We start from the raw sequence: 13,591 nt of genomic DNA, 5'->3' as shown, positions 1-13,591 counted from the left end.
TGCCGGTGGCGCCGGTCGTGCAGTGCGCAAAGCTGCGCCGGTTTGGGGATTGCAGGTCTAAGAAATACCCGCCTAAAGATTGCTGTCGGTTATCGCGGCGTAAACCATGGTGCGCAATTCACGCCGGATCGGATAGGCGCTCGAGGGCAACACTTGTGTCATGAAGATGGCAATCAGCTCTTCGGCGGGGTCGATCCAGAACGAGGTCGTTGCCGCACCGCCCCAAGCATATTCGCCGCGGCTGCCGGGAATCAAGGTCTGCGCCGGATTCATCGTGACCGAGAAGCCGAGACCGAAGCCGATGCCGTTATAGGCGGCTTCCGAGAACAGCGAGCGCGACATTTCCGGCAGGTCGCGGCCGCCGGGCAGGTGATTGGAGGTCATCAGCGCCAGCGTCTTCGGGCCGATCAGCCGGACGCCGCCGAGTTCGCCGCCATTGATCAGGGCGCGGCAGAAGGTGAGGTAATCGGCTGTGGTCGAGCACAACCCGCCGCCGCCGGAAATCAGCGACGGCGGCGCGAGGAAGGAACTCGTGGCCGGGTCATCCTGCAGCGTCAGGCCGCCCTTGCGATCGGCGGCGTGGAAGCTCATGCCGCCCTGCGGGTCGGCCGAGTAGCAGGCCGCGAAGCGATGCGCCTTGTCGGCGGGCAAGAAAAAGTCGGTGTCGTTCATGCCGAGCGGATTGAAGATGCGTTCCTTCAGGAATTGTTCGAACGGTATGCCGCTGATCTTGCCGATCAGATAACCGATCACGTCGGTCGCGACCGAATAATTCCAGGCCTCGCCGGGCGAGAATTCCAGCGGGATTTTCGCGAGGTCAGCGATCATCGAGTCCAGCGTTCCTGCCTTGATGACCTCGCCGATTTTCATCTCGCGATAGGCCGCATCGACATTGGAGCGCTGCTGGAAGCCGTAAGTCAGCCCGGAGGTGTGCCGCAGCAGGTCGACGATCAGCATCGGCCGCGACGGCGGCCTGGTCAGAAAGGCCGGTGCGGTGCCGGCGACGAACACGCCGAGGTTCTTCCATTCCGGGATGTATTTGTGGACGGGCTCATCGAGCGCGACGCGGCCCTCCTCGACCAGCATCATGAAGGCCACGCTCGTGATCGGCTTTGTCATCGAATAGATGCGGAAGATGGTGTCGTCCTTGACCGGCAGCTTGCGCTCGAGATCGGCAAAGCCCTGCACCGTCGAATGGACGACCTTGCCGCGGCGATAGACCACAAGCTGGGTTCCCGGAAAGCGGCCGGCGTCGATATACCGGTGCTTGAGATGCGCTTCGATCCGGTCGAAGGCTGCTTCCGACATGCCGGCGGATTCGGGGGAGGCGGGGGTGGGGGCAAGCATCGGGACAATCTCCGGAAGGGCTTTCGCAGGCTGCAGCCTTGATAGCCGAAAACGGTGCCATGTTCCAATCACCGCGGCGCTTACCCTTGCCCGGCCGCTAGTGTAGGCTTGAACCCGCAACCGCGTAAAAACCGCAGGATGAGGACAATGCCCCAATTCAACGACACCGAACTCACCGCCGCCGTGATCAAAAGCTTTGAGGAGACGCCGGACCCGCGTGTCAAATTCCTGCTCGAGGAACTGGTAAAGTCGCTGCACGATTACGTCCGCAAGACCGACCTTACTTTCGACGAATGGGGCTATGCGATCGATTTCCTCACCCGCGTCGGCCAGAAATGCACCCCGACCCGGCAGGAGTTCATCCTGCTGTCGGACGTGTTCGGGGTTTCGATGCTGGTCGATGCCGTGAACCATCGCGAACGCGAGGGCGCCACCGAGACCACCGTGCTCGGCCCGTTCTATGTCGGCGAGCACAAGCCGGTGCCGCATGGCACGGATATTTCCTCCAATCTGCCGGGAGAGCGGATGTTCGTCCAAAGCCGCGTCACGGATCTCAAGGGCAAGCCGCTGGCGGGCGTTCCGGTCGACGTCTGGCACGCCGATGACGACGGCTATTACGATTCGCAACGGCCGACCTATGAGACCGACGGTCCGTCATCCCGGGCACGCTTCATCACCGACGCCGATGGCCGGTTTTTCTTCCGCACCATCCTGCCCTGCAGCTACCCGATCCCGACCGATGGCCCCGTCGGTGAAATGATCCTGCAGACGCGCCGTCATCCGATGCGCCCCGCGCACGTGCATTTCCTGGTCGACGCGCCCGGCCACGAGCCTTTGATCACGCATGTCTTTATCGATGGCGACAAATATCTCGATACCGACGTGGTGTTCGGGGTGAAGGACGATTTGGTGGCCAAGGTCGAGAAGCGCTCCGATCCGGTGACGCCGGATGGCAAGCCCGTTGCCGGGCCCTGGCATTTGATGAGCTACGAATTCCGCATGAAGCCGGGCCAAGGCAACGCGCCGAAGCCGATGATGGCGGTGACCGAGGACGCCTGAACATCACTTGAAAACGCGCCTGCTCAAATCTTGTGCGCCGCACAAGGTTTGAGCGAATCGCAAATTTTGCGAGCGCGTCACGCCGGGCGAGCGAGGCCGACCAATTCCGCAACTTATTATAAAACATGTAATTTTCGCGTTGCGGTAGCTTGGCACGAAGCTTGAATGGTTTAGGCCTGACGCCATTGTAGCCGTCCCTCGAAACCAATCATCCGAATTTGCGACGCCGGCAGACTGGGGCCTCCCCAGAGCGCGCCCCTGTGCCTCTGCGACGGCCGCCTCACGCGATCAGAAAGGAAATTTTGCAATGAGTACCGAGAACCCGACCTGGATTTCAGAGTGGAACCCAGAAGATGAGACGTTTTGGAACACCAAGGGCAAGGTCGTCGCTCGGCGCAATTTGATCTGGTCGATTGTCGCCGAGCATATCGGATTTTCGGTCTGGCTGATCTGGAGCATCGTCGCCACCAAATTGCCGGCGGCCGGCTTCCACTTCGACACGGACCAGCTGTTTCAGCTGGTGGCGGTGCCGGGGCTGATCGGCTCGCTGATGCGTTTTCCCTACACGTTCGCGGTAACGACCTTCGGCGGCCGCAACTGGACCATCTTCAGTGCCGCGGTGCTGTTCATCCCGACGCTTGCGCTGGCTTATTTCGTCAGCCATCCCGAGACGCCGTTCTGGCTGATGCTTTTGGTCGCCTCCACCGCGGGCCTCGGCGGCGGCAATTTTGCTTCCAGCATGGCCAACATCTCCTTCTTCTATCCCGACCGCATGAAGGGCTGGGCGCTCGGCCTGAACGCGGCCGGCGGCAATATCGGCGTCTCAAGCGTCCAGTTGCTGACGCCCATTCTGATGGGGTTTGGCATTTTCAATCTCTATCAGGCAACGCCGGTCTCGGGCGTTTACCTTCAGAACGCAGGCCTGATGTGGATCGTGCCGCTCGCGATCGCGGTATTCGGCGCCGTCTTCTTCATGAACAACCTCACTTCGGCGAAGTCTTCGTTCAAGGACCAGCTCGCCATTATCGGCCGCAAGCATACCTGGATCATGTCCTTCATCTATATCGGGACGTTCGGATCCTTCATCGGTTACTCCGCGGCGTTTCCGCTTCTGATCAAGACGCAATTCCCCGCGGTCACGATTGCAATCGCGTTCCTTGGACCTTTGGTCGGCTCGCTGTCGCGCCCGTTCGGCGGCCTCTTGGCCGACAAGGTCGGCGGCGCGATCGTGACGTTCTGGAATTTCATCGCGATGGGCGCGGCCACGATCGGCGTGCTGTATTTCGTCGTTATCAAGGACTTCAACGGCTTCCTCGCGATGTTCCTGATCCTGTTCGTCACGACCGGGATCGGCAACGGCTCGACCTACCGGATGATCCCCTCGATCTTCCGCGAGGAGAATCTTCGCAAGGCAAAGGGCAGCGGCGAAGCCGGCCGGGCACTCGCGCTGAAAGCCGCCAGCATCGAGAGCGGTGCCGCGCTCGGCTTCATCGGCGCGATCGGCGCCTGCGGCGGCTATTTGATCCCGAGCGGTTTCGGCAAGTCGATCGCGATCACCGGCGGTCCGCAGCTCGCGCTGGAAATCTATCTGGCGTTCTACGCGGTCTGCCTGTTTCTGACCTGGTGGTTCTATCTGCGCCGCAGTTCGGTGGCCTCGAGCGCGACCAGCCTCGCCGAAGCACGGGTGTGAACCACATCAACAGCCTTCGACACCAACGCATTGCCTCTCCCCGTCCGCGCGGAGAGGTCGAGTGGGACGAGAAACCCGCAAAGCCAAGGAGTCACAGATGACACCGGACCAAGTCAAACTCGTGCAGCAAAGTTTTGCCAAAGTGGTGCCGATTTCGGATCAGGCGGCGGTGATCTTTTACGATCGTCTGTTCGAGATCGCCCCGGCAGTGAAGCCGATGTTCACCGGCGACATGGCCGTACAGCGCGGCAAGCTGATGACGATGCTGGGAGCGGTCGTCAAGGGCCTTAGTAATATTGAATCGATATTGCCGGCTGCGAGCGCGCTCGCCATCCGCCACGTCAGCTATGGCGCCAAGGCCGAGCACTATCCGGTGGTCGGCGCCGCTTTGCTGTGGACTTTGGAAAAGGGCCTCGGCGATGGCTGGACGCCGGAAGTCGCGGACGCATGGACGGCGGCCTACACCACGCTGTCCGGCTACATGATTTCCGAGGCCTATGGCCGCCCCGAGGCCGCCGAGTAAGGACATAGCGTGAGCGAACCGCTGGTTATTGTCGGCAACGGAATGGCCGCTGCGCGTCTGGTCGACGAACTGACCAAGACAGCACAAGGCCGTTACGCCATCGCCGTGATCGGCGACGAGCCGCGTCTGGCTTACAACCGCGTCCTGCTCTCGTCGGTATTGGCGGGCGAGACTGGTTCCCATGAGATCGAGCTGAAGCCGGCCGCGTGGTGGCGCGACCGCGGCGTCACCTTGAAATATGGTTGCCTTGCCACCGAGATCGACGTCGGCCGCCGCGAACTCAAGATCGCCAATGAAGAGAGCGTCGCATTCTCGAGGCTGGTGCTTGCCACCGGCTCGACGCCGCTGCGGCTCAATGTGCCCGGCGCCGATCTCGCCGGCGTCAACACCTTTCGCGACAGCCGGGACGTCGATCTGCTGTTGACGCTCGCCGCGCAAAGGAAGCGCGTCGTCGTGGTCGGCGGCGGATTGCTCGGGTTGGAGGCAGCTTACGGCCTCGCCAAGGCCGGCGCGACAGTGACGCTGGTGCACCTGATGGACCGGCTGATGGAGCGGCAGCTCGATGCACCGGCGGCGGAACTCTTGAAATATCTCGTCGAGCGCAAGGGGATCAAAATCCTGCTCAATGCCAACACCGCGCGTATCCACGGTGAGACGCATGTCGAAGGCGTTGAGCTGACCGACGGGCGCCGGATCGATGCCGACGCGGTGATCTTCGCCGCCGGTATCCGGCCCAATGTCGCGCTGGCAAAGGAGGCCGGCATTGCCGTCAATCGCGGCATCGTCGTCGACGATCATCTGCAGACCGCCGCGCCCGGCATCTTCGCGCTCGGCGAATGCGCCGAGCATCGCGGCGTCTGCTATGGCCTGGTCGAACCGGCCTACGAGCAGGCGCATGTCCTTAGCCGGCATCTCGCAGGCAGGGCTGCCGCCTACCAGGGCAGCGTGGTCGCCACCAATCTGAAGGTCTCGGGCGTCAGCGTGTTTTCGGCGGGCGATTTCATCGGCGCGGATGGAACCGAGACCATCGTGCTGAACGATTTCAGACATGGCACTTACAAAAAGCTGGTGATATCGGACGGTCGACTGAGCGGCGCGGTCTTGGTCGGCGACGTCGGCGACGCGTTGTGGTACCTCGAATTGATCCGCAGCCGCGAGCCGATCGCAAGAATTCGCAACCGCATGATGTTCGGTCGCACGCTGACGGTCCAGGCGGAGGCGGCGTAATGACGGCCATCGATCCAGCCTTGGGCGCCACGCGCACGACCTGTCCCTATTGCGGCGTCGGCTGCGGCGTCTTGGCGACGCCGGACAATAATGGTGGCGCGGCGATAGCGGGCGATCCCGAGCACCCCGCCAATTTCGGACGGCTGTGCTCGAAGGGCTCGGCGCTCGGCGAAACGCTGGGGCTTGAGGACCGCTTGCTCTACCCGATGATCCGCTGCAGCAAAGGCACCATGGAGCGGATCGCCTGGAGCGACGCGCTCGACCATGTCGCGCATCGCTTTGCCCATATCGTGAAGCGCGACGGCCCAGGCGCTGTGGCGTTTTATCTCTCGGGGCAGTTGCTGACCGAGGATTATTACGTCGCCAACAAGTTGATGAAGGGATTCATCGGCAGCGCCAATGTCGATACCAATTCACGGCTGTGCATGGCGTCCTCGGTCGCCGGCCACCGCCGCGCGTTCGGCGCCGATACCGTGCCGGGCTGCTATGAGGATCTCGATGCCGCCGACCTATTGGTGCTGGTCGGCTCCAACGCCGCATGGTGCCATCCGGTGCTGTTCCAGCGCATGCTCGCCAACAAGCAGGCACGCGGCGCGCGCATGGTGGTGATCGATCCGCGCCGGACCGATACCGCCGGCGATGCCGATCTGTTTCTGGGATTGAAGCCCGGCACCGATACCGCGCTGTTCTCGGGGCTGCTGGTAGCGCTCGCAGACAGCGGCGCTCTCGATTCCGACTATATTGCACACCACACTTCCGGCTTCGACGAAGCGCTGGCGCGTGCGAAAAGCATCGCCGGCAGTGTTGGCGCGACCGCGCTCGCGACCGGCCTGTCCGAGCAGGAGGTCGCCGACTTCTTCCAGATGTTCAAGAGCAGCCCGCGCGTGGTGACGCTGTATTCGCAGGGCGTCAACCAGTCGGCGCAGGGCACCGACAAGGTCAACGCCATCATCAATTGCCACCTCGCCACCGGGCGGATCGGCAAGCCGGGCGCATCGCCGTTCTCGCTGACTGGACAGCCCAATGCGATGGGCGGGCGCGAGGTCGGCGGGCTTGCCAATCAGCTCGCCGCGCACATGGCGTTCACTCCTCCGGACATCGACCGCGTGCGGCGATTCTGGAAGGCGCCGCGGATCGCCACCCATGAGGGGCTGAAGGCGGTCCAGATGTTCGAGGCGATCGCCAAGGGCGAGATCAAGGCGTTGTGGGTGATGGGCACCAATCCCGCGGTGTCGTTGCCGGACGCGGACGCTGCCCGCGCTGCGCTGAAGAAGCTCGAGCTGTTTGTGGTCTCGGAAAACGTGCTCTCCAACGATACCGTCAATGCCGGCGTGCATGTGCTGCTGCCGGCGCAGGCCTGGGGCGAGAAATCCGGCACTGTGACCAATTCCGAACGGCGCATTTCACGGCAGCGTGCGTTCCTCAGAGCCCCGGGAGAGACAAAACCGGATTGGTGGATCGTCGGCGAGGTCGCCAAGCGCCTCGGTTTTGGTCCGGCATTCGACTTCAAATCGGCGGCGGAAGTGTTCCGCGAACACGCCGCGCTCTCGGCATTCGAGAATGGCGGTGGCCGCGATTTCGATATCGGCGCGTTGACGTCGTTGTCGGATGAGGAATTCGACGAGCTGACGCCGGTGATGTGGCCGATCCGCGCCGGCGATAGCGCGCCGCAGCAGCGGTTCTTCGCCAATGGCGGATTCTTTGCAAACGACCACAGAGCGCGCTTCATCGCGCCGGAAATTCCGGCGCTGCGAAGCGAGACCACCGCCGGCCGGCCGCTGCGGTTGAACACCGGCCGTATCCGCGACCAATGGCACACCATGACCCGCAGCGGCACCAGTCCGCGGTTGGGCCAGCACCTGCCGGAGCCTTTCGTCGAGATTCATCCCGACGATGCCATCCGATATGGCGTAGACGACGACAGTTTTGCGCGTGTTACCACCGACTACGGGCAGTGCACGCTGAAGGTGGCGGTCAGCGAGCGGCAGCAGCGCGGCATGCTGTTCGCGCCGATCCATTGGAGCGAGGCGACGGCGTCGACCGCACGCGTCGGCGCGCTGGTGGCACCGATCACCGATCCGTTTTCCGGCCAGCCCGAGAACAAGGCGACGCCGGCCTCGATCGTGCCGTACGAATACGTGTTCCGCGGCTTCGCGCTGTCGCGGGTGCCGCTGCAACTGCCTTACCATGTCTGGTGGGCGCGGGTCACCGTGGCCGGCGGTTACGGCTATCTGTTCGCCGACAATGCCGATCTGGCGCGATGGCAGACATGGCTGCGTTCGGTCACCTGTGGCGATCTCGCCGAATACAAGGATTTCGGCGGAGGCGTCTATCGGGCGGCGTCGTTTATCGAAAATCGCATCGCGACCTGCCTGTTCGTCGGCCCGGCACGGGATGCGGGCGATTGGGATGTGGTGAAAAACCTGTTCGCCGCCGATGCGCTCAGCGACGATCAGCGCCGCACGCTATTGTCAGGCAAATCGATGGACGGGTTGGCGAGCACAGGTCCGATCGTCTGCGCCTGTTTCGGGGTCGGCCGTACCACGATTTGCGACGCGATCGCGGCAGGCGCGGGAACGGCCGCCGAAATCGGCGCGCAGCTGAAGGCCGGCACCAATTGCGGCTCGTGCATTCCGGAATTGAAGCGGTTGGCCGCGCAGGCGGGTGTGGTTGCGTCGGCGGATGGGCATAAGCAGGCGGTCGCGAGTTAGCTTCGTAGTCTGTAGGATGGGTAGAGCCCTTGCGAAACCCATCACCTCGCGGCGCGGCGCCGCTGGCCTTCATCGCCTCGTCCAGCGGCAGACCGCCGAAGTTGGCATGCCGCGGCAGCGAGACGATTACGACCGCATAATGCGATACAAAAACCATACCGCGTGCAAAGCCTGGGCGGTCCAAGGATGGGTAGAGCCCTTGCGAAACCCATCACCTCGACCCGAGACCTAGGGCCGTTCGCCAAAATTCCCACCGTTATTCGAGACATCGCCTGCCCAATCCGCGGGATAGATTCCAAGCTTTACCATACGGTGGAACGATGAATACGGCCAATCACTGACCCGCGGCACAAGCCCATGTTTGACCGGGTTGATATGGATGTAATCCAAATGACGCGAAAAATCGTTCTCATCGCGGATGGTATGCTCCCAATAGCGCCGCTGCCAGATACCGCGTTCGCCTTTGGCGACTGTCTGAAATTCGTTCGCCGGTTGCGAGGCTGCGCGAAAATGCCGATTTGATCAGCCGCCAGCGCGTGGCAAAATCCGCGTCGCCCTCCGGCAGCGTCCAGACCGCGTGGAGATGATCGGGCAGCACGACCATCGCATCGATTGTGAACGGATGATGCCGGCGTGTCTGGCGAAGCGCACTGCGCAGCTCGTCGATATGTTAACCGCAGCCGTCGCTCTGCCAGATTGACGGTGAAGAAGAAGCTGCCCCCGGCAGTGAAGTTGCGGCGATAGTCGGTCATGTGGGCACGCTAGCATCGGTCCGGCCAAAGGCCGGACCCGTTTGGTTCAACCCATCCTGCGATCTGGCATCTTATGATGGGTTTCGCGAAGAGCTCAACCCATCCTACCGGCTGCGGCATTTACCCGCCCTTGACCGCGCCCGCGGTCAGGCCCGCCACGATCTGGCGTTGCGCGAACACCGTCAGCAGCAGCACCGGCAAAGTGACAATCAGCGCCGCGGCGGCGAGCGGGCCCCAGCTCAACTGGTCGAAGGAGATCATGTTGTAGACGGCAACCGGCAGCGTGCGCGTCTCCCGCCCGGCCAGCACGATGCCGAAGACAAAATTGTTCCACGAAAAAATCACCGCCAGGATGAACGCGACCGCGATCCCCGGCCGCGCGATCGGCAGCGCGACGTAACGGAACACCTGCCAGCTTGTGGCGCCGTCGATCAGCGCCGACTCTTCGAGCTCCATCGGCGTGGTCTCGAAATAACCGATCATGATCCAGATCACGATCGGCACCGTCACCACGAGGTGGATGATGATCTGCGGCCAGAGCGTGCCGAGCAGTCCCAGCCACTGGAACAAGAGAAACAGCGGAATGAGATAAGACAGGCCGGGCGTGATGCGCGCGATCAGGATCACGATTGCCGCCTTATGTGCACGCATGCGGGCGAGGCCATAGCCCGCGGGCACGCCGACTATTAGCGCGAACGCGGTCGCTGCCCCCGTGACGATCAGGCTATTCATAAAATAGGTCGAGAACCGGTTGGAGGCGAAGACGGCAGCGTAATTGCCCCAATTGAAATGTTCGGGGATGAAGACCGGCGGATAGGAGGCGTTGTCGACCTCGAATTTCACCGACAGTGACAGCATCCAGAGGAAGAACAATACCGCCGGCGACACGATGACGATGAGCGCGAAGGCGAGGCCGACCTGGCCGAGCAGGCGTCGGAGCGGGCTCATGCGATGCCCCCGGAGTCGTTCCAGTGCGTGGTCTGGCGGAGCCGCAGCAGCGCGCCCGCTAACGCAACGATGAGCGCGAAGAACACGACCACGATCGCGGAGGCGTAGCCGACGTCGTAATAGACAAAGGCGACGCTGTAGAGATAGAGGTTGATGGTCTCGGAGGCGGTGCCGGGGCCTCCTTGCGTGATCGCAAAGATAATATCAAAACTCTTCACCGCGTCTATCATGCGGATCATCGAGGCGATGAAGATAAACGGCATGATCAGCGGCAGCGAGATGTAGCGGAAAACCTGCCAGCGGGTCGCGCCGTCGATCAGCGCGCTCTCATACGGCTCGGCCGGGATCGCGGCAAGGCCGCCGAGCACGATCAGCATCACCAGCGGCGTCCATTGCCAGGTTTCGACCAGAACCAGCGAGGGGATGACGGTTGCGGGGTGAAACACCCAGAGCTGCGGCGGCAGGCCGACCAGCGACAACAGGTAATTGAGGATACCGAGCTGCGGGTGGAACATCATGGTCCACACCAAGGCGATCGCAACCGGGGTCGCCATCATCGGCAGAATGAAGAGGCCGCGCAAAAAGCCGCGCATCGGAAATTTGGCGTGAAACACCACCGCCGCGAGCGTGCCGAAGATCAAAGGCAGCGCCACCGACAGCAGGGTGTAGAGGAGCGTGTGCCCGACCGACTCCACAAAACGCCCATCGCTGGGCAGGCGAATGTAGTTGGCAAGGCCGACAAAAGTCGGCGGCGCGCCGACCTTCCATTCGTGCAGGCTCATCCAGATCGTATAGGCCCACGGGAAGATGATGACCGCGAGAACCACGATCAGCGCCGGCAGAACGAACGGCCAATAGGATGGCGGCCGCCACTCGCTCGTTTCGCGCGCGGCATCGCCCGGTCGGGCCGGCGCCGTTTCGCTCGCCGCTATGCCGCTCACGACTTTTCGCTGCGCTCCAGGATCGGGCGGAATTGCGCGTGCGCCTTCTTCAGTTCGGTCTCGGGATCGGCGCCCGACAGCGTCGCGGTCAGCGCAGCGCCGACGATGTCGCGGAATTCGGCGACCGGAATGATGACGGGGAGGCCAAGCTTTGAGATTTTGGCCGAACCGATCGCCGCATCCAGCCATTCCGGCGGCATTTTTACACCTTTGCGGATCGTCTCGTCGTTGAGGATCGAATTCCGGAACGGCATACCGCCGCCGCTTTGCAACAGCCGCGCGCCCATCGTCTTCGACACCGCCCATTGGCAATAGAGATAGGCGGCTTCCTTCTTGGTGCTGGCCTGGGGGATGCCGATGCCGTCACCATAGGCGGCGGAATATTGGCCCTTGGGTCCGGCCGGCACCAGGGCATAGCCGATCTTGCCGACCACGCGCGACGCGTTGGGATCCTCGATCGGCGGCGCCCAGCCGACGCCGTCGATCCACATCGCGGCGCGACCTTGGGTCAGCGACGCCATCGATTCCATCCAGTTGAAACCGGCAACGCCTGGAGGCGCCGTCTTGGTTAGCAGGCGCTGGTACAGTTTGGTGGCCGCGATCGCCTCCGGGCCATCGGTCAGGATGTTGCCCTTGTCGTCGAGGAACTCGCCGCCGTAATCGAGGAAGAAATTGGTCCACAGCGTCATGTTGGCGTTGCGCAAGCCGCGGCCGGTAAAACCGTAAATCCCATTGGCAGGGTCGTTGAGTTTCTCGGCGGCGACGGCCATCTCGTCGAGCGTTTTCGGCAGCGTCACGCCCTTCTTCGCGAACAGCTCCTTGTTCCAGTACAGAATAAAATAGTCCACCGACCAGGGTAGTGAATGCATTTCGCCCTTGTCGTTCTGGGCAAATTGCCGGCCGCCGGCGGAGAAATCGTCAACCGTGAGGTCGGGTGCGGTCAGGTTCGGATCCTTCATGAACGCGGTCAGGTCGGCGAGCCAGCCGGCCTTTTCGAACTGCCGCTTCTGCACGTGATAGCTGACATGAACGACATCAAAACTCGGCTTGCCGGAGGTGAGCTCGATGACCGCCTTTTGCCGCTGCTGCTGCTCCGGAATGACTTCGGATTCAACCTTGATGCCGGTGAGGTCGGTGAACTCGGAGGCGTATTTCTGCAACAGTTCGCCACGCGGCCCCTTGATCAGGTTGGCTTCGATGGTGGTGCCGGCATATTTCTTCCACTGTACGTCCGCTTGCGCGGGAAATCCGGTGAGACCGAGTGCGCCTGCGGCGAGTGTTCCCTGCAATAGGGAACGCCGGGTCGGGCCAAAATGGGCCATGTCGTTATCCTCCCTGCAATCCGCCGTTGTCGGCGACGATTATTTTGGCTGGCGCGTTCGGTGGTGGCCGAGCGGGTGCGTGCTATTTCGGATTCATAGCACGCCGTGGGATCGGAACAAGAAATCATCTTGCTTCTCACGGAGGCGGGGCGACATCGACGGCGCGGGCTTGTTCATTTATCGTGCGCGCGGAAAGTATTAGAGGTGCCCCTTGAGACAGCAAAAATTCGGCAAAAACGGCCCGCCTGTGTCTGTGATCGGGCAGGGCACCTGGTACATCGACCGCGGCGATCGCAAGACGGCGGTCGCGGCGTTACGCCGCGGCATCGATCTCGGCATGACCCATATCGACACCGCGGAGATGTATGGCGATGCCGAACTGGTGGTCGCGGAAGCGATCGCGGGGCGGCGCGACGACATCTTCCTGGTTTCGAAAGTCCTGCCCAGCAATGCGTCGCGGCGCGGCACGATTGTGGCCTGCGAGCGTTCACTGGCGCGGCTGAAAACCGACCGGCTCGATTGTTATCTCCTGCATTGGCGCGGATCGTATCCGCTGGCCGAAACCGTTGCCGCATTCGAGCAACTGGTCGGCGAGGGGAAAATCCGCTCGTGGGGCGTCAGCAATTTCGATGTCGACGATCTCGACGAGCTGCTTGAGGTGGCCGGCGAAGGCGAGATCGCCTGCAATCAGGTGCTCTATCATCTCGGGCAACGCGCGATCGAACACGCTGTCATGCCGTGGTGCAAGCAGCACGGCACAGCGGTGGTCGCCTATTCGCCGTTCGGCCACAATGAGTTTCCTTCCCCGCGCAGCAGGGGTGGCGAGGTGCTCGAGAGGATCGCCGAGGCGCATGGCGCGTCGCCGCGTCAGGTCGCGCTCGCGTTTCTGACGCGCGAGCCTTTCGTGTTCGCGATTCCAAAAGCCTCGACGCCGGAGCACGCCGCCGAAAACGCCGCTGCGGGCGACCTCGTGCTCACCCGTGACGAGATCGCCGCGATCGACAAAGCGTTTCCGCGCGGACCCAAGCCGCGAAGCCTGCCGATGCTGTAGCGCACACAGGCGTTAACGAA

10 protein-coding genes and 1 pseudogene are annotated in these 13,591 nt (G+C 62.5%); 6 read left to right on the top strand and 5 right to left on the bottom strand.

What is annotated here, in order from left to right:
• Positions 1 to 72: 72 nt before the first annotated feature.
• Positions 73 to 1,347, bottom strand: a complete 1,275-nt coding sequence (locus B5526_RS07445) for a serine hydrolase domain-containing protein (protein ID WP_079537625.1) — start codon at positions 1,345 to 1,347, stop codon at positions 73 to 75.
• 147 nt (positions 1,348 to 1,494) lie between these two features.
• Between B5526_RS07445 and B5526_RS07440 the strand changes: the two genes are divergently transcribed.
• The 5 genes from B5526_RS07440 (at position 1,495) to B5526_RS07420 (ending at position 8,557) form a co-directional block, all read left to right on the top strand.
• A complete protein-coding gene (locus tag B5526_RS07440; RefSeq protein ID WP_079537624.1) occupies positions 1,495 to 2,406 on the top strand; it encodes a dioxygenase in 912 nt (303 codons plus the stop codon).
• Between the two features lie 307 nt (positions 2,407 to 2,713).
• Positions 2,714 to 4,096, top strand: a complete 1,383-nt coding sequence (locus tag B5526_RS07435) for an MFS transporter (protein ID WP_079537623.1) — start codon at positions 2,714 to 2,716, stop codon at positions 4,094 to 4,096.
• A gap of 97 nt (positions 4,097 to 4,193) precedes the next feature.
• The gene (locus B5526_RS07430) at positions 4,194 to 4,619 is read left to right on the top strand and encodes a globin family protein (protein WP_079544774.1); all 426 of its coding nucleotides are present in this window, start codon (positions 4,194 to 4,196) and stop codon (positions 4,617 to 4,619) included.
• Between the two features lie 9 nt (positions 4,620 to 4,628).
• Complete coding sequence (locus B5526_RS07425; protein ID WP_079537622.1) at positions 4,629 to 5,846, top strand: NAD(P)/FAD-dependent oxidoreductase; 1,218 nt, start codon at positions 4,629 to 4,631, stop codon at positions 5,844 to 5,846.
• Positions 5,846 to 8,557 carry a nitrate reductase gene (locus tag B5526_RS07420; protein WP_079537621.1) on the top strand — a complete coding sequence of 904 codons (2,712 nt, stop codon included), beginning with the start codon at positions 5,846 to 5,848 and terminating at the stop codon, positions 8,555 to 8,557. Before B5526_RS07425 ends, B5526_RS07420 begins: the two co-directional genes overlap by 1 nt.
• Positions 8,558 to 8,785: 228 nt before the next feature.
• Here the strand turns inward: B5526_RS07420 and B5526_RS38860 are convergent.
• The 4 genes and pseudogenes from B5526_RS38860 to B5526_RS07400 form a co-directional block, all read right to left on the bottom strand.
• Positions 8,786 to 9,309 (bottom strand): annotated as a pseudogene (locus B5526_RS38860) (REP-associated tyrosine transposase).
• A 120-nt stretch (positions 9,310 to 9,429) separates the two neighbouring features.
• Positions 9,430 to 10,257: a carbohydrate ABC transporter permease gene (locus tag B5526_RS07410; protein ID WP_079537620.1), complete on the bottom strand. Its 828-nt coding sequence runs from the start codon at positions 10,255 to 10,257 to the stop codon at positions 9,430 to 9,432.
• Positions 10,254 to 11,198, bottom strand: a complete 945-nt coding sequence (locus tag B5526_RS07405) for a carbohydrate ABC transporter permease (RefSeq protein ID WP_154071182.1) — start codon at positions 11,196 to 11,198, stop codon at positions 10,254 to 10,256. Before B5526_RS07405 ends, B5526_RS07410 begins: the two co-directional genes overlap by 4 nt.
• A complete protein-coding gene (locus B5526_RS07400; protein ID WP_079537619.1) occupies positions 11,195 to 12,520 on the bottom strand; it encodes an ABC transporter substrate-binding protein in 1,326 nt (441 codons plus the stop codon). Before B5526_RS07400 ends, B5526_RS07405 begins: the two co-directional genes overlap by 4 nt.
• Before the next feature lie 211 nt (positions 12,521 to 12,731).
• On the opposite strand from B5526_RS07400, the gene B5526_RS07395 reads away from it, so the two are divergent.
• On the top strand, positions 12,732 to 13,571 hold the full coding sequence (locus B5526_RS07395; RefSeq protein WP_079537618.1) for an aldo/keto reductase: 840 nt from the start codon (positions 12,732 to 12,734) through the stop codon (positions 13,569 to 13,571).
• The last annotated feature ends 20 nt before the right edge of the window (positions 13,572 to 13,591 follow it).

It is taken from the genome of Bradyrhizobium lablabi, assembly GCF_900141755.1.
GTDB classification, from domain to species: Bacteria; Pseudomonadota; Alphaproteobacteria; order Rhizobiales; family Xanthobacteraceae; genus Bradyrhizobium; species Bradyrhizobium lablabi_A.
This window is presented reverse-complemented; position numbering and strand designations above follow the sequence as displayed.

Excerpts from the sequence above, each read along its gene's own strand:
- B5526_RS07445 (WP_079537625.1), bottom strand. The coding sequence starts at position 1,347 with ATGCTTGCCCCCACCCCCGCCTCCCCCGAATCCGCCGGCATGTCGGAA.
- B5526_RS07440 (WP_079537624.1), top strand. The coding sequence starts at position 1,495 with ATGCCCCAATTCAACGACACCGAACTCACCGCCGCCGTGATCAAAAGC.
- B5526_RS07435 (WP_079537623.1), top strand. The coding sequence starts at position 2,714 with ATGAGTACCGAGAACCCGACCTGGATTTCAGAGTGGAACCCAGAAGAT.
- B5526_RS07430 (WP_079544774.1), top strand. The coding sequence starts at position 4,194 with ATGACACCGGACCAAGTCAAACTCGTGCAGCAAAGTTTTGCCAAAGTG.
- B5526_RS07420 (WP_079537621.1), top strand. The coding sequence starts at position 5,846 with ATGACGGCCATCGATCCAGCCTTGGGCGCCACGCGCACGACCTGTCCC.
- B5526_RS07410 (WP_079537620.1), bottom strand. The coding sequence starts at position 10,257 with ATGAGCCCGCTCCGACGCCTGCTCGGCCAGGTCGGCCTCGCCTTCGCG.
- B5526_RS07400 (WP_079537619.1), bottom strand. The coding sequence starts at position 12,520 with ATGGCCCATTTTGGCCCGACCCGGCGTTCCCTATTGCAGGGAACACTC.